14 protein-coding genes are annotated in these 14,880 nt (G+C 62.9%); 1 reads left to right on the top strand and 13 read right to left on the bottom strand.

Translation table 11 applies throughout. The features are described 5' to 3' along the window. The 4 genes from FJ950_RS16475 to FJ950_RS16460 are packed head-to-tail and all read right to left on the bottom strand — an operon-like array spanning window position 1 to window position 3,615. Entirely contained in the window at window positions 1–804 is an 804-nt protein-coding gene (locus tag FJ950_RS16475; protein ID WP_140617545.1) for a sugar phosphate nucleotidyltransferase, read from the bottom strand. Then, complete coding sequence (locus tag FJ950_RS16470) at window positions 804–1,904, bottom strand: glycosyltransferase (RefSeq protein WP_140617544.1); 1,101 nt, start codon at window positions 1,902–1,904, stop codon at window positions 804–806. Before FJ950_RS16470 ends, FJ950_RS16475 begins: the two co-directional genes overlap by 1 nt. A gap of 14 nt (window positions 1,905–1,918) precedes the next feature. After that, window positions 1,919–2,515, bottom strand: coding sequence for a histidine phosphatase family protein (locus FJ950_RS16465; RefSeq protein WP_140617543.1), 597 nt, complete (start codon window positions 2,513–2,515; stop codon window positions 1,919–1,921). Further along, window positions 2,512–3,615 (bottom strand): inositol-3-phosphate synthase, encoded by a 1,104-nt coding sequence (locus FJ950_RS16460; RefSeq protein WP_140617542.1) that lies wholly within the window; start codon window positions 3,613–3,615, stop codon window positions 2,512–2,514. Before FJ950_RS16460 ends, FJ950_RS16465 begins: the two co-directional genes overlap by 4 nt. A gap of 156 nt (window positions 3,616–3,771) precedes the next feature. On the opposite strand from FJ950_RS16460, the gene FJ950_RS16455 reads away from it, so the two are divergent. Continuing rightward, window positions 3,772–5,517: a hypothetical protein gene (locus FJ950_RS16455; protein ID WP_140617541.1), complete on the top strand. Its 1,746-nt coding sequence runs from the start codon at window positions 3,772–3,774 to the stop codon at window positions 5,515–5,517. A gap of 6 nt (window positions 5,518–5,523) precedes the next feature. Here FJ950_RS16455 and FJ950_RS16450 read toward each other — a convergent pair whose 3' ends face one another. The 9 genes from FJ950_RS16450 to FJ950_RS16410 form a co-directional block, all read right to left on the bottom strand. Continuing rightward, a complete protein-coding gene (locus FJ950_RS16450; RefSeq protein ID WP_224582624.1) occupies window positions 5,524–5,724 on the bottom strand; it encodes a hypothetical protein in 201 nt (66 codons plus the stop codon). Window positions 5,725–5,804: 80 nt separating this feature from the next. Next, the gene (locus FJ950_RS16445; protein ID WP_140617540.1) at window positions 5,805–6,851 is read right to left on the bottom strand and encodes a UDP-glucuronic acid decarboxylase family protein; all 1,047 of its coding nucleotides are present in this window, start codon (window positions 6,849–6,851) and stop codon (window positions 5,805–5,807) included. A 23-nt stretch (window positions 6,852–6,874) separates the two neighbouring features. Continuing rightward, the gene (locus FJ950_RS16440; RefSeq protein WP_140617539.1) at window positions 6,875–7,978 is read right to left on the bottom strand and encodes a glycosyltransferase; all 1,104 of its coding nucleotides are present in this window, start codon (window positions 7,976–7,978) and stop codon (window positions 6,875–6,877) included. After that, window positions 7,975–9,069 (bottom strand): glycosyltransferase, encoded by a 1,095-nt coding sequence (locus FJ950_RS16435; protein ID WP_015319149.1) that lies wholly within the window; start codon window positions 9,067–9,069, stop codon window positions 7,975–7,977. Before FJ950_RS16435 ends, FJ950_RS16440 begins: the two co-directional genes overlap by 4 nt. Continuing rightward, window positions 9,066–10,196 (bottom strand): glycosyltransferase, encoded by a 1,131-nt coding sequence (locus FJ950_RS16430; RefSeq protein ID WP_140617538.1) that lies wholly within the window; start codon window positions 10,194–10,196, stop codon window positions 9,066–9,068. The genes FJ950_RS16435 and FJ950_RS16430 overlap by 4 nt, the downstream gene beginning before the upstream one ends. Before the next feature lie 2 nt (window positions 10,197–10,198). Next, a complete protein-coding gene (locus FJ950_RS16425; RefSeq protein WP_140617537.1) occupies window positions 10,199–11,299 on the bottom strand; it encodes a glycosyltransferase family 4 protein in 1,101 nt (366 codons plus the stop codon). Further along, on the bottom strand, window positions 11,284–12,576 hold the full coding sequence (locus FJ950_RS16420) for a TIGR04295 family B12-binding domain-containing radical SAM protein (protein ID WP_140617536.1): 1,293 nt from the start codon (window positions 12,574–12,576) through the stop codon (window positions 11,284–11,286). Before FJ950_RS16420 ends, FJ950_RS16425 begins: the two co-directional genes overlap by 16 nt. Next, window positions 12,573–13,652, bottom strand: a complete 1,080-nt coding sequence (locus FJ950_RS16415; RefSeq protein WP_140617535.1) for an NAD-dependent epimerase/dehydratase family protein — start codon at window positions 13,650–13,652, stop codon at window positions 12,573–12,575. Before FJ950_RS16415 ends, FJ950_RS16420 begins: the two co-directional genes overlap by 4 nt. Continuing rightward, entirely contained in the window at window positions 13,649–14,755 is a 1,107-nt protein-coding gene (locus FJ950_RS16410; RefSeq protein WP_015319144.1) for an NAD-dependent epimerase/dehydratase family protein, read from the bottom strand. Before FJ950_RS16410 ends, FJ950_RS16415 begins: the two co-directional genes overlap by 4 nt. Window positions 14,756–14,880: the final 125 nt, after the last annotated feature.

The raw sequence follows: 14,880 nt of genomic DNA, 5'->3' as shown, positions 1-14,880 counted from the left end.
TCAGGCTCCTTCACCCGGAACGACAGGCACATGCGAATGCGCGCCGGGCATGATCGTTGCGGGCTGCTGATGAGCTGACGGGACGCCGTTTTCAAGCAACCGCAGAGCTGTGCGATACCCATTGAAAGTACCGACATCGACATAAGCGGACCCTGCCTTGACACCATAGGCCACCCCCCCGCCCGCAAGGTAGGCGTTGATCAGCGTGCCGATATATTCGTCACGACCATCCCGCTCGCGCCAGAGCGCCGCAAGCCGATGCAGGATATGGCCGGGCATCTTGAACGCGCCCCAAACCCAGTTCGTGGCGGCGTCCTGCCGCTTGACCTGGATTTCGATCACCCGCTCCTCATCATCGGTAACGACGGCGTCGAAGAATTCCGGGCTATCCACCGGGAAGAGCAGAAAAGAAAGCTGATCGTCAGGCAAGTGACAGAAGCCGTCCTCGGGAAACCAGATCGTATCTGGAAGCCCGACGAGGACGACCTCGTCGGGCGCGACGAGGGGCGCTGCCCGGAAAATCGCATCGCAGAGACCTACCGGGTGGGGCTGCACCACGAAGAGCGCTGCCGCCTCACCATAGCCGGCGGCATAATATTCGAGGATGTCGGATTTGCCCGATCCGATGATGAAGCAAATCTTGTCGACGCCGGCCTGGACCATGCGCCGTACCAGATACTCGCTCACGGCGCAGGGACGTTCGGTCTGTCCGTCGATCCTGCTGCCGACCGGCAGCAACTCCTTCGAGAAGCCGAGCGGTTGAATGCGGCTGCCGCGTCCGGCAGCGGGCACGATGCCCAACATCAGACTGCTTCCTTCATCGGTTCACCGACTGGGTTTCGCAAGGCATCGGCCAGGATTTTGTCCAGTTCCGCTGCGCGCTTGGCGGAAGTGTGCTCGCCCAAGACCCGTTCGCGGGCTCGCCTTCGAATGCCGTCGAGTTCGAACTCCGGCAATTGCATTGCCGCGACCACATCATCCGTGTCGCGCGCCAACAGCACTTCGCGGCCGGGTTCGAAGAATTCCGCGAGGCCTGGCCATGCGTCGGTGACGATGGCAGCCCCACACGCGGCCGCTTCGAAGAGCCGTCCCGAGGGGCACCAGCCCTTTTGCGCCATCGCTTCGCGGGTGACGTTCAGTGTCAGCCGCGACGAGGAGAAGAACGCCGGATGGTCGGCGGGCGGCAGATGCCTGACGAAGAAGATGTTGTCGCTCCATGGGAATTCTTGCGGATATTGTGCGCCGCCGATGATGAAGCGCTGGTCGGGCAGGCGCGCGGCCGGGCGGACCAGAAGCTTTTCGACGCCGGCCTGGCGATCCGCCGCGTAGGTCCCGAGATAGGACAGATCACCGGCGAATTCGGCCCGCTTCTCTGCCGGCCGGTGCTGGTCCGGATCGACATGCCCGTAGAGCGGCATCACGCGGCGCGCGCCCAGCACCGTCTTCAGCGCCTCGATCGCCGGGCCGCCGGTGTAGCTCAGGACGAGGTCGTAGTCGGCAAGGCCTTCAGGTCCGAAATAGGGCGGACGCTCACCTTGTTCGACGCGGGCAAGCGTGACTGGAGTATCGAGATCGTAAAAGGCTCGCAGTCCGCAGCATGCCTGCTGCGCGAGGCGCGAAGCCTCGACGGCGTCGGGACAATAAGAGGTGACGACCACGACATCCGCTTGCTTCATCGCCCGTTCCGCGACGCGGCGGATGTCCTCCCAGTCCGGATAGATGACGACGTTGCCTCCATCGAGCTGATCCAGATCGCGGGTCCCGGCATAATAGGGGGTGTCGCGTTCGAAAAAGGTGATCGACCAGCCCAGCCGGGCGAGGGCGCGGATCAGCCCACGCCACAGCGTGGCATGGCCGTTTCCCCATGAAGACGTGACGGTAAGACCGAAAATGACCATCCGCATGGGGAATTTCCTCGTCAGGCAGCTTCGTTCAATCGCAGGAGCTTCGAGCCCCAGTCGCCCGATACGATCGTCGTGATCGAGGCGGGATCGATGTCGAAGCGAAAGCAGTCGCCTACCGGCAAGCCAAGCACCTTGCAGACGGCGGCCTTGATCACATCGGCGTGGCTGATCAGGGCGACACATTGGTTCTGATGCAGCTCGCGGACGCCGTTCATCAGCGAGACGATGCGCTCCTGGACATCCAGCATGGTCTCGCCGCTCGGTGTCCGGGCCTCCTGCCGCTGATCGTTCCACGCGCGCCAACTGGCATCGCCGTTCAATTCGTCGAAAGTCTTCCCCGACCAGTCGCCGAAGTCGATCTCGTCGAGTTCGGCGCGGATCGCGATTTCGCCGACACCGCAAGCGAGAGCGATCGGAACCGCCGTCTCCTGCGTGCGCTCGCGCGGGCTGCATAGAATGGCTGCAATCGTCTCACGGGCCATGCGGCCGCCAAGCTGCTCGGCTTGAGCCTTGCCGGCCTCGCCGAGACATACACCGGCCATGCGGCCCGCAAGGTACGAGCCGACATTGTCGTGCGCCGCATGGCGGATCAAAAAGAACGTCGTCGTCATTCCGCGGCATCCAGCAATGGCTCGTCCTTACCGGCGATGAAAGCGAGCGTGCGCTGGCGCGCTTCGGCGTCGGTGAACTGTTCGGGTGGCGATTTCATGAAGTAGCTGCAAGGACCCGTCAGCGCCCCGGCAATGCCGCGGTCGAGCGCGAGCTTGGCGCAGCGCACCGCATCGATCACCACGCCGGCTGAATTGGGCGAATCCCACACTTCCAGCTTGAGCTCGGCATTCAGCGGCACGCCGCCGAAGGTCGTGCCTTCGACGCGGATGTAGGCCCATTTGCGGTCGGTGAGCCAAGGCACGTGGTCGCTGGGGCCGACATGGATGTTGCCCGGCTCCAGGGGAACATCGAGCTGGCTGGTTACCGATTGCGTCTTGGAGATTTTCTTCGATTCCAGCCGCTCGCGTTCGAGCATGTTGAGAAAATCGGTGTTGCCGCCGAAATTCAGCTGATAGGTGCGATCGATGCGCACGCCGCGCTCGCGAAAGAGATTGGCCAGCAACCGGTGCACGATGGTGGCGCCGACCTGGCTCTTGATGTCGTCGCCGACCAGCGGCAGCCCGCGTTGCTCGAAGCGCCGGCGCCATTCCGGACGCGAGGCGATGAAGACCGGTATGCAATTGACGAAGGCACAGCCGGCCTCGAGCGCGCATTCAGCGTAGAAGTGCGTCGCCTCTTCCGAACCCACCGGCAGGTAGGAGACCAACACATCTGCTCCGCTGTCGCGCAGGATATCGCTGACATTGGCAACCGGTTCGGGCGCTTCTTCGATTTCGTCGCGCAGATATTTGCCGATCCCGTCAAGCGTCGGCCCGCGTTCGACGAGAACGCCGGTCGTCGGCGCGTCGGCAAAGCGGAACGTGTTGTTGGGGGGGGCGTAGATCGCATCCGCGACGTCACGGCCGACCTTGCTTTTGGCGACATCGAACGCACAGACAATTTCGATGTCGTCGACGTGATAGCCACCGAGATCGGCATGCATCAGCCCCGGGATCGGTTCGTTGCTTTTGGCATGACGATAATAGGAGAGGCCCTGCACCAGGGAGGATGCGCAATTGCCCACTCCAACGATACCAACACGAACTTTTTTCGATCCCACGAAACTGCCGCCCTATGCTGTTCAAAGGTAAGTTCCTTGCGCCGAACCGCCACCGTGCCGGAATGTTCCTTGGCTTGGTCAAAAATTGCGCGAAGCAGCATGGATCGAAGCTGCGCACGCCGCGTTGCCCGCACGGCAAGCATCGGAAATCGACCAATGATCGTCTACGGCGACCACAAGCGGACCGAGAACGCACGACAGCTTCAGAAGGCGGCGATCGAAATGGCCCAAGGCCTCGATCGCATGCCTTGCGGCATCCGGCGCCATGCCGCATTGGTCGGGCTGTTCGTCAGCGTGTCGGAACTGGTCCAGGGGCTCGCGGATGTCGACTTCAAGGCCCGGGGCGTCGACACCAATTCGCCTTCGCAACGGCAAGGCGCCAGGCTACTGGTCGGGCTTGCGGCAGAGGTGGCGAGGTCGTGGCGAAGCGGGTTCGCCGTAGACGGTGGCATCGACCCGCGACTTCTCCAAATGCTGACCGCACTCGATTGCAAGGCAGAGGTTTTGACCGGCTCGTCCGAGGGCTACGCGCATTATGCCCTTTATCCAGAGAGTTATCTCGGCGCGGCGCGGATATCAGGTCTCGATGCGAACACATGCGTGATCGGCATCCGCAGCATCGGCCTGGGGCTCGCGGCCATGGTGGCGGCCGCGATCGGTGCGCCGGCGCCCATTAGCGTGCGCCCGATCGGGCATCCTTTCGATCGGCGCCTCAATGCCGATCCGCGTTTGGTGGCGGCCTGGAGGAACGAGCCGTCGGCTCGTTTCGCTGTCGTCGACGAAGGTCCCGGCCTGTCGGGAAGTTCGGTCCACGCCGTCGTCGCGTGGCTGAGAAAACAGGGCATCGATACGGACCGCATTCACCTGTTCCCCAGCCATTCGGGCGATCCGGGCGCCGAAGCCTCGCCGGATGTTCGGGAGACATGGGTGCGCTGCCGCAGGCATGTGGCGATGACGTTCGAACGCACCTTCCCCGAAAGCTCGCAAAGTCCAACGCTGCGCGATTGGGTAGCCGAGGCGGTTGGCAGTCCGAAATTGCGCTTGACCGAAATATCCGGGGGCGCGTGGCGCTCCCTTCACTACGCCGACGAAAAGCGCTGGCCACCGAGCACACGCGGCACCGAACGGCGAAAGTTCCTGGCCTCCGCGGGTCAAGGTCGCTGGCTTGTCAAATTTGTCGGCCTCGGCGAAACCGGGCTGCGCAAGATGCAAGCCGCCAGGATGTTGCATCAAGCCGGATTCGGACCGCAAGTCATCGGGGTCTGCCACGGTTTTCTGGTCGAACGGTGGACCGATGGAACCACGATGGATCAGCTGCCGCTGTCCAGGCAGAGACTTGTCGCGGCGTTCACACGCTATCTGGCCTGGCGTGCGACCAATCTGCGGACCTGCGAAGCCGGCGCATCATTGCTCGCCCTCGCGGAGATGGCGGTTCACAATGCTTCCGAAGCTTTGGGCGAAAGCCAGGCGGCTAGACTGCGGACCTGGTTCTCGAAGCAGACGCCCGCAAAGGTGTTGGAACGGGTCGAGATCGACGGCAGGCTTCACCCCTGGGAGTTTCTGGTCGGTTCCGATGGCACGCTGATCAAGACGGATGCAGTCGACCATTGCCAAGGACACGATCTGATCGGCTGCCAGCCGATAGAATGGGACCTTGCCGGCGCCTGCGTGGAATATGACTTGTCCGAAGCCGAGGCGGCGACGTTGATCGGCGGCATGGATAGCCTCATCGACACCAGGCTCATCGATTATTTCAAACCTTGCTATTTGGCGTTTCAGCTCGGGCTGTGGAGCATGGCCGCCCAATCCGAGAATGGCTGGGAAAGAGCAAGGCTGGAGGAGACGGCAAACCGATATGAGGCAGGACTGACACGGTTCCTGGGCCAGGCCAGGGCCGATTAGTCTGCGTCAATCCAGCCTGCGCAGCATGTCTGCTTCCTGCTCGAGAATACTGGCCACCTCCTCCCGCTGCAGATGCGTCATCATCAGGCTGACACAGCACTCCAGATAGGTGATTGAGGCTCGCCGCAAATACGCAGCCGTCTCTCGTTCCGCCATCCTGTCGATATCGGTCCGAGATCGCTTGGGGTGCATGAGGAGGTCCTCCATATGTGGTCCTCCCGTCAAACCAAAAGCTTGCCTGGATGTTCCCGCGGGAATCGATGCGAAGATGTGACCGCGGTCCGGCATCAGGCAGGGAGGTTCTGCAGCCCGCCTGACGTGGGTCTCGCCCTTGTGGAGCGTCCTGCCATTTGATCGCCGATCGAGCCGCCTTCAAGCGTGGCGAAATAGCTGATCGTCCGCGCGAGCCCCTCGGTGAGAGGCACTCTTGGCGTCCAGCCGAGCAGCGTTTTTGCGCGCGAGATGTCGGGCTGCCGGCGTCGAGGATCATCCTGCGGCAGCGGCAGGAACGTCATGTCCGATTTGGTGCCGGTCATAGCCTTCACCAACGCCGCCAGTCGCACAATGGTGAATTCGCCGGGGTTGCCCAGATTGACGGGCTTGCCCGGATTGGGATTGATATCCATAAGGCCCATCAACCCATCGATCAGATCGGAGACGTAGCAGAAGGATCGCGTCTGCATGCCGTCGCCGAAAATCGTCAGCGGGCGCTTCTCGAGCGCCTGCATGATCAGGTTCGAGACGATGCGGCCGTCCGCCGGATCCATTCTCGGCCCGTAGGTGTTGAAGATACGCGCGACACGAACGTCGGCCTTGCCGGCTCGCAGATAGTCGAAGCAAAGTGTTTCGGCGGTGCGTTTGCCTTCGTCGTAGCAGGCGCGTGGGCCGGTGCAGTTCACATGGCCGACATAATCTTCCCTCTGCGGATGTTGCTCCGGATCGCCATACACTTCACTCGTGGAGGCCTGCAGCAATCGCGCGTCGTTGCGGGCGGCGAGTTCGAGCAGGTTCAATGTTCCGATGACGCAGGTTCGTGTGGTGTGGATCGGATCGGCCTGGTAACGCGGCGGCGAGGCGGCGCAGGCCATGTTGAAAATGCGATCCACCGGCTCGCCAAGGTCCAATGGACGGCAGATATCCTGCTCGATCAACCGGAAACCCGGCTGGTCCATGATCGCGTTGATGTTCTCCATGCGACCGGTAAGAAAATTGTCGGCGCAGATCACACGCCAGCCATCGCGTAACAATGCTTCGCAAAGATGCGAACCGAGGAAGCCCGCGCCACCGGCGACGAGCACCGTCTTTGCCCTTTGCGCTTTTTTTGTTTGTCGCATCGCGATTTTCTCCTGTCTGCCAGTCATGCTGCACTTCCGATATCGAGATCGAGGACCACCGCCCCCTTTTGCGTAAGCGCCGTGATGAATTCGCGAGCCCTGGCCACACCGGTATGAGAGGCAAGGACGAGTTCGCGTGCCCGGTCGGCCATGGCTAGACGTGTACGAGCCGATTCCCGGGACAGGATCGCGACGACCTCGTCCGCCTTCTTGGCCGTGTGGATCGTCGATGCGGGAAAGAAGCTGTCGAGGCCTGGCCAGCGGTCGCTGATGATCGGCGTGCCGCAAGCAGCGGCTTCGAAAAGGCGCACGCTGGGCGACCATCCCGCGGCAATCATGGAACTGCGTGTGACGTTCAGCGTGTAGCGCTGACGGCTGTAGAATGCGGCGTGATCGGCCGGCGGCAAGTGTTCGATACGCTCGACATTGTCGGGCCAGTCGATGTCGGACGGATATTGCGAGCCGGCCACGACGAAACGCCGATTCGGCATGCGCCGTGCAGGCTCGAGCAGAAGCGCATTGAGCGTGGCTTGCCGGTCGGCGCTATAGGTGCCGAGATAACCGAGGTCCCAGCCGATCGGATCGGCGGTGCGGTGATGTCGTTCCGGATCGACCGAACAGTAGAGCGGCTCGGCGCGGCGTGCGCCGAAGGTCTGCGTCAGATCGGCAAGCATCGGGCCGCCGGCAAAAGAGAAATAGATGTCGAAGTAGGGGATTTGGCGCCAGCTCAGATAGTCGCAATCGTCCGCCGACAGCTTCGCCAGGGTCACCGGCGTGTCGATGTCGTAAAAGCAGAGTTGTCCTTTGCAAAGTGAAGCGACGGTGTCGATCACCGCGCGCCCTTCCGGTACGAAGGAGCCGATCACCACGACATCGGCCTGTTGCAGACACCGCGCGTAGTCGCGTTGCAGTTCCTGCACGGTTTCGTAGTAGCGCAAGGCGCAGAAATCCGGATCGCGCAAATCGCGGTGATTGGCGTACCATGGCACATCGCGCTCCAGAAAAGTTACGCGATGGCCGAGTTGGTGGAGGCCTTTCAACAGACCTCGAAAAGTGGTGGCATGGCCGTTTCCCCAGGACGAGGAAAGCGACAGGCCGAGAAAGACGATGTCCAACTGCCTGGTCATTCGGCTGCCTCCACGGTCCCGTGCGTCAAATGCCGTTTGAAGACCGCATCAGCCACGGCCGCCCGCAATGCGTAGGTATGATCGGCGAGAACGCGTCGAAGTGCGGCCTGGCCGATCGCCTTTGCCCGAACTGGGGTCAGCGCCTGCATGATTTCGGCGACATCGCCGCCGTCGCGCGCCACAAGGATCTCCTCGTCGGGCTTCAGGAACAGCTCGACGCCGAGCCAGGCATCGGTGATCAGGCAAGCGCCGGCGCCGGCCGCCTCGAAGACACGCGTGGCGGGTGAAAAACCGTTCGCGGCCATGCTGTCGCGGCTGATGTTCAGCACCGCCTTTGGCGTGACATTGAAGGCGTTGTGATCGCGGGTGCCGACATGGCCGAGCCAGCCGACATTGGCGGGGAGCGGCTTGTCGCCCCACCCAGATCCGCCGAGCAGAAAACGTTGTTCCGGCAGCTGGGCCGCGGGATCGAGGAAGAACGATCCCACCCGCGCTTCACGATCCGGCAGCCTGTTTCCGAGGAACGCCAGATCGCAGGCAAAACGCGCATTGCTGGCGACCGGGTGGTGCGTTTCGGGATCGAGCGCATTGTAGATTGGCACGCACTCGTTCGCGCCCATGGCACGATAGGCCCAGACTACGGGATCGCCGCCACCATAGGTCAGCACAAGGTCGATTTCTTGCAGCGCACGATGCAGCGGGTGGTCCGGCTCGTCGCGCAGCTGGGCGAGTGTGGCCGGCGCGTCGACGTCCCAGAATACAATGAGCGCATCGCTGCGGGCGTGGTCGAGCACGGCGCGAAGCAGCGCCTCGTCCTCGAAGCCGACGCCACTCGCCTTGACGACGATATCGGCTTCGGCGGCACGCGCCGCCACCTGCATCAGGGCATGGTGGGTTGCCTCGTAGACGACGACAGAGCACCAGTCCGGCGCCTCGATGTCGCGGTTCTTCTGCCGGTCATAGACGTCAGGCTCATAGAAGGTGATTTCGTAGCCCAGTTGCGAAAGCGCCTTCAGCAATCCTCGGTAATAGGTCGCGGCGCCGTTCCAGTAGGACGACAAAAGGCTCGATCCATAGAATGCGATCTTCATGCTGCGGCTTCCTTTGCGGCGGTCAGCTCGGCGGTGTGCAGGGTCGTGCATTGCCAGAGCACGTCGAACAACTCGTCGACGCGGTGACGACAGGTGTGCCGCGAGCGGATGGTCTCAAGACCCGAGGTCACCAGGGAGGCCGCAAAATCGGGATCGGCCAACACCGCCTGGAGGTGTTGCCGCATTTGCGATCCATCCTCGGCAAACAGGAAGTCGATGCCGGGCCTGAAAAGCTGCTCGACGTCGGACCAAGGCGCTGAAATCAGCGGGATGCCGCAGGCAAGTGCCTCGAACATGCGGATCGTCGGAATTCCGGGCAAGCCTTCACGATAAGGACGCCGCGGGATGTGCACGGTGACACGATGCGCGGCGAACGCCTTCGGCACGTCGGCATTGGCGATCCACCCTTCGTAGCGCAGACCCGCGGCGGCCAGTTCAGCAAGTGCCGGCTGGGGATAGCGGACACCGTGAACAGTGGCCTGAAGACTGAGATCGCGCACGGGTTCGATCAGGAACTCCTGGATTTCGGCCGTCCGCTCGTCGTCGCCCCAGTTTCCGATCCAGACCAGGTCGGACGTCGCGTGGATTTCCGGGTGCGGTTTGAACAGCCGATCGTCCGCCGCTTCATGCCAGGTGAAGACACGCTTGCCCCACCCGGCGCGCAGATAGCTCTCGCGCAGCGCTTCGCCAAAGGCGAGAACGCCATCATAATGTTCCAGGCGGAGCGCCGAGATTGCCTCGGTGGCCGACACGGCGCGGTGATGGGTGTCGTGAAACAGCAAGGTGAATTTGCCGCCATCGGCCCGGGCACGGCCGATGCGAGCGACAAGCTCCGGGTCGGTCCATTCGTGGACGATCACCACGTCGGCCTCGGCGATCCAGGCTTCATGGTCGAACCCGGCATCGTAGGTCACCGGCATCAATTCGGGGAAATCGTTGCGAAAACGTTCGATCGCGAAGGATCCCCTCTCGGCCAGTAGGTTCGATCGGCTCCAGCCGTCCGCCGGCTCCAGAGCGATGGCCTGATGCCGGCGCGCCACCAGTTCGCGCATGACGCCGCGAAGGAAATGGGCATTGCCGTGGTTCCAGTCGGAGACGAGCGAGTGGGTGTAGAACAAGAAGCGCATGATCAGCGCTCCGCCACGGCCAGCGCCGCCTTTTCGTAGACATCGCGCATGGCCGCTGCCTGTCTCGCCAGAGTGAACCTGCGGCTTCGGCGGAGGGCGGCGTGGCCGAGCTCCCGCCTATGCCCCGCATCGCTGGAAAGACGATTGATGCAGGCAGCGAGATCATGCGGGTCGCGCCCGTCAAAGAACATCGCGGCCCCGTCCCATAACTCGCGATAGGTCGGGATGTCCGAGAGCACCAGGGGCGTTGCCGACATGGCCGCTTCCAGAGCCGCCAGACCGAACGGTTCGTAGAGCGACGGAGACACGAAAATACCGGCGCGGGCCATCAGCGAGCGCACCTCGCCATGCGGCAGTGCTCCGAGAGGAACGGCATGGTTGACGATGGCGCGCTCGCCGTTAGGGCCGTGAAGCGAACCGGCTGTAAAGAGAGGCCATTGCGTCAACGAGGCGGCCTGGTCGACCACCACCACATTCTTTCCCTCGTCCCACCAGCGGGCGGCGGCGAAGACGAGCGGCTGGCGGGTTTCTGCTGTCGGGACGGGGCGTGCGGCATTTCCGACGACGTGAAGGCGTGCGATCGGGCCATAGCAGGTCTCGAGCATCTCGGCATGGCTGCGGCTTGGAGCGATGACTGCGTCGGCCCTGTCGAAGCCGCGCCTGTTGCGCTCTTTCTGCCAGCTCCATGCGCTATCCAACGCCTGTCCCTTGACGGAATGGAACCATGTCGTCACGCATGAATGCGAGACGGCTATGACTGGGCAAGGCGCGTCCAACCCCACGGCCTGCGTCGGTCCGTTGAGATGGACAAGGTCGATGGCGTAGTCGCGTATCGGCGCACGCAATTCCAGCGGCAGACGGTCGAGCTCGCCGGCGCTGCGGGTCATCCAATCCAGTGGCGTATTCAGCCAGATGAGCGTCGCGAAGGACCGTGCCTCTTCGGCCTGTTGCCTGGATGGGTGCGGCCCCAGGCCGGCGAACACAACGCTGTCGCCGCCATTGACCAGTTCCCGGCCGAGATCAAGCGCATAGCGCCATACTCCGCCCATGGCGTCGACGGTCATCAGGATGCGGCGCTTGCGTGGCGTCAGTGTCCGCAACATGCCGCCTCCAGTTCCGCCAGCGGGCGCGGGCGCTTTTCCTGGATGTCGCTGAACTTCTGGAACGATGCGAGGTAATGATCATGAGCGCGCTCCCAGGCGAGGTCGTCGGGTTCGCCCCAAAGCTCGCGATAGCTGGGCGAACTCGGATATGGATACAGCGGCACGGGTTCATTGGCCCACACGCCATTGTCGATCAGGTGGGCTCGCCAGTGATCGACAAGGGCAGGATCGTCCTCGACGACGCCGATCAGATTGGCCTGGACGAAGGGAACGTGGCGTCTGGCCTTGACCAGCAGCGCGGCAAGCTCCTCGGTGCCCAGCCGGCAGCGCTTCGCCAGCATGGCCCGCCCTTCCACCGTCAGGCTTTCGAGGCCGGCTTCGATGGACACGCAGCCTGCCGCGCCCAGCAGTTCCAGCAGCTCGGGTTTCCACAGATCGATGCGGGTCTGGACGCCGAATTTCACATCGCGGCCGACCAACGCCTCCAGCAACGCTTTTTGGGGCAGGAAGATTTCGTCGATGAAGTAGATGTAGCCGACACCCTGGGCGATCAGCCTATCGATTTCAGTCACCACCGCTTCGTGGTTGCGGCGGCGATAGGCATCGCGGAAATCGATCTTGGCGCAGAAGCTGCAATTGTAGGGACAGCCGCGCGACGCCTCGACCTCGGCGCCGAATCCAAGCTGTTGGTCATCGAACCGGTGATGGTGGTGTGAATGGGCGGCAATCCAGTCGGACGGCCATTCCAGCGGCGGGTGATCGACAAACGAACTGGAATGGACGCCGCCGTTCGAAACCAGCTTGGCATCCCGCAGATAGGCGGTTGAGGGTACCGCGCTCCAATCGTCGCGTCGTGCAAGTTCCGCGACGACTTCCTCGCATTCGCCGCGCACGACAATGTCGACGCCCAGCTTGCGCAAGGTCGGCGCCGGTGTCGCCGAACCATGTGGCCCGACCGCGACCGTGCGTCCGCCACGCCCGGCCAGGCGATTGAGGAAATCGGCCGGCACCCGCAATTCCGGCGGTGCGCAGCGCCAGAACAGATAGGTCGGCGCGGTGCTGACGACCGTCATTGCCGGCGCGAAATCAACCACGCGTTCGCAGAGTCCGGAATTGTCGAGCTTCTGCAATTGCCCGTCCAGCATCAGCACCTCATGGCCGGCCGCCTCGAGCAGGGCTTTCGAATAGCCGAGTTCCAGCGGCAGATGCGGTTGGCGGCAGCCGAAATAGATGCTGTCGTCATATGTCCAGGACGGGTTGACCAGCGCTATTCTCATGCGACGTACCTCACGGCTTCGGGGCGGGGCTCGAGCCGGTGGCGCTGCAGCCAGTCGGCGAGATCGCGAATGCCCTCACGCCACGCAACCTGCGCCTTCCAGCCAAGCGCGGTTTCGATCTTGCGGGTATCGGCGACGAAGAAGGGCTGGTCGCCGGTCCGTTCCCCATCATGGCGGACCGAGAGCTCGCGACCGGTCAGGCCGCCGATCTCGCTCAACAGCATACGCAGGCTGAGCGCGTTTTCAGGTCCGCCGCCAAGATTGAATGCCTGGCCCTTGGTGAGCTCGATATGGTCCAGCACGGCCCTGTAGGCGGCGACCGCATCGGAAACGTGCAGGATGTCGCGCACCTGCCTGCCGTCGCCATAGATGGTGATTTCCCGTCCCGTCAGGGCGCTGAGCAGGAAGTGCGCTACCCAACCCTGGTCCTCGGTTCCAAACTGGCGCGGTCCGTAGATGCAGCTCATCCGCAGCACCGCCGTCGGCATGCCGTAGGACTTGGCATAATCGAGCACATATTGGTCCGCCGCGCCCTTGGAGCAGCCATAGGGTGTGCAGAAATCGAGGCCGCGAGCCTCGTCGATCCCGCCGGCCTGGATCGCGCTATCGCAAGGTATGTAGCGGTCGTCGTCCGCGCGAACCGCGACGTCGGGGAGGCTGCCGTAAACCTTGTTGGTACTGGCGAAAATCACTGGGATGCGCTCGCCGCTCAGCCGCGCCGCTTCCAGCACGTTGAACGTGCCGCGAAGATTGATGTCGAAATCCTCGTCCGGCCGGACCAGGCTCGTGGTGACGGCCGTCTGCGCGGCGAGATGGAAAATCGCCTTGCATCTCATCAGGGCCGGCGCCAAGGCATTGGCGTCCCGCACATCGATGGTCTCGACCGTTAGGCGGCCACCGTGTTTCTGGGCAAGCCATTGCAGGTTCTGTTCGACGCCGGGACGGCTGAGATTGTCGACCACCAGCACTGGCTCGCCATCCGACAACAGGCTGTCGGCCAGGTTTGATCCTATGAAGCCGCTGCCGCCGACGATGGCGACCGGCGCTTCGCGTCGGTTGCGTGCGCCCGGGCTCATGACACCAACCCGCGCTCTTCGAGTTCGCGCTTCATTTCGGCGCCGCGATCGACGGCGGCCGTGTTGCGCACCCAGGAAACGAAATCCCCGAGAGAGTTCTCCAATTGCAGGGCGGGTTCGAAACCGAGCAGCTCACGAGCCTTGGAGATATCGGCGAAGCAGTTGCGAATGTCGCCGGAGCGCGCCTTGCCGAGCAGCTCGGGCGAACGGTTCGGGGTTCCCATGGCTTCGGCCAGCAATCGCGCGACTTCGCTGATCGCATAGGCGCGGCCGCTGCCGATGTTGATGACGTGGCCCTTTGCCTGACGTTGCTGCAGCGCAAGGCGAAAGGCGCGGGCGACGTCATGCACATGAACGAAATCGCGCTTCTGTTCGCCATCCTCGAAGATCATCGGCCGTTGGCCATTGGCGAGACGTGAAGCGAAATTGGCCAGCACGCCGGTATAGGGATTTGATAGCGCCTGGCCGGCACCGAAGACATTGAACAGGCGCAACGCGACCGCATCGATGTTGTACGCTTCGCCAAAGATCAGCACGGCGCGTTCCTGGGCGTATTTCGTCAGCGCGTAGATCGAGGCGAGGTCGACCGGCTTTTCTTCATCCGTCGGCAGCGGCGAAAGGGGTTCGCCTTCCGGCGACAGCGGATTCCACTGTCCGCTTTTGATGTCGCTTGACTTGCGCCTTGCATTGTCGATGCGCCGGCCGTCGGGCGTGGCATAGAGGCCCTCGCCATAGACGCTCATCGAGGAGGCGACGACGATCCGTTCGACCGGATGCTTGATCAGCGCTTCAAGCAATGTCGCCGTGCCGAGATCGTTGGTGCCGACATAGCGCGCGATCTCGTACATTGATTGTCCGACGCCGACTTCCGACGCCAGATGAATGACGGCGTCGACGCCTTCCAGCGCCTCGGCAACGGCTTCGCGGTCGCGAATGTCGCCCTTGATCAGTTCGGCACCTGCGGGAAGCGCGACCGCTTCACCCGCATGCACCTGCTCCAGCAGGGCGTCGAGAATGCGAACTGAATAATCCTGAGCGATGAGTTCTTGTGTGACGTGGCGGCCGATGAAGCCGCAGCCTCCTGTAACCAATATGCGTTTCACGACGACTCCTCGGACAAGTGACCTCGGCGCCCCGAACTTTTCGGCAAAAGGTTTGTTCCCTGTGCTTCAACAAAGTTCCCTTCGCGGGCTTCGCCTGAAAGCAAGCGCAACACCATCGGCCCGCG

It is taken from the genome of Mesorhizobium sp. B2-3-14, from assembly GCF_006442175.1.
Classification (GTDB): domain Bacteria; phylum Pseudomonadota; class Alphaproteobacteria; order Rhizobiales; family Rhizobiaceae; genus Mesorhizobium; species Mesorhizobium australicum.
Note: the sequence above shows the minus strand (reverse complement) of the source record. Positions and strands in the feature narration are given on the sequence as shown.

Excerpts from the sequence above, each read along its gene's own strand:
- FJ950_RS16475 (WP_140617545.1), bottom strand. The coding sequence starts at position 804 with ATGTTGGGCATCGTGCCCGCTGCCGGACGCGGCAGCCGCATTCAACCG.
- FJ950_RS16470 (WP_140617544.1), bottom strand. The coding sequence starts at position 1,904 with ATGCGGATGGTCATTTTCGGTCTTACCGTCACGTCTTCATGGGGAAAC.
- FJ950_RS16465 (WP_140617543.1), bottom strand. The coding sequence starts at position 2,515 with ATGACGACGACGTTCTTTTTGATCCGCCATGCGGCGCACGACAATGTC.
- FJ950_RS16455 (WP_140617541.1), top strand. The coding sequence starts at position 3,772 with ATGATCGTCTACGGCGACCACAAGCGGACCGAGAACGCACGACAGCTT.
- FJ950_RS16450 (WP_224582624.1), bottom strand. The coding sequence starts at position 5,724 with ATGGAGGACCTCCTCATGCACCCCAAGCGATCTCGGACCGATATCGAC.
- FJ950_RS16445 (WP_140617540.1), bottom strand. The coding sequence starts at position 6,851 with ATGCGACAAACAAAAAAAGCGCAAAGGGCAAAGACGGTGCTCGTCGCC.
- FJ950_RS16440 (WP_140617539.1), bottom strand. The coding sequence starts at position 7,978 with ATGACCAGGCAGTTGGACATCGTCTTTCTCGGCCTGTCGCTTTCCTCG.
- FJ950_RS16435 (WP_015319149.1), bottom strand. The coding sequence starts at position 9,069 with ATGAAGATCGCATTCTATGGATCGAGCCTTTTGTCGTCCTACTGGAAC.
- FJ950_RS16430 (WP_140617538.1), bottom strand. The coding sequence starts at position 10,196 with ATGCGCTTCTTGTTCTACACCCACTCGCTCGTCTCCGACTGGAACCAC.
- FJ950_RS16425 (WP_140617537.1), bottom strand. The coding sequence starts at position 11,299 with ATGTTGCGGACACTGACGCCACGCAAGCGCCGCATCCTGATGACCGTC.
- FJ950_RS16420 (WP_140617536.1), bottom strand. The coding sequence starts at position 12,576 with ATGAGAATAGCGCTGGTCAACCCGTCCTGGACATATGACGACAGCATC.
- FJ950_RS16415 (WP_140617535.1), bottom strand. The coding sequence starts at position 13,652 with ATGAGCCCGGGCGCACGCAACCGACGCGAAGCGCCGGTCGCCATCGTC.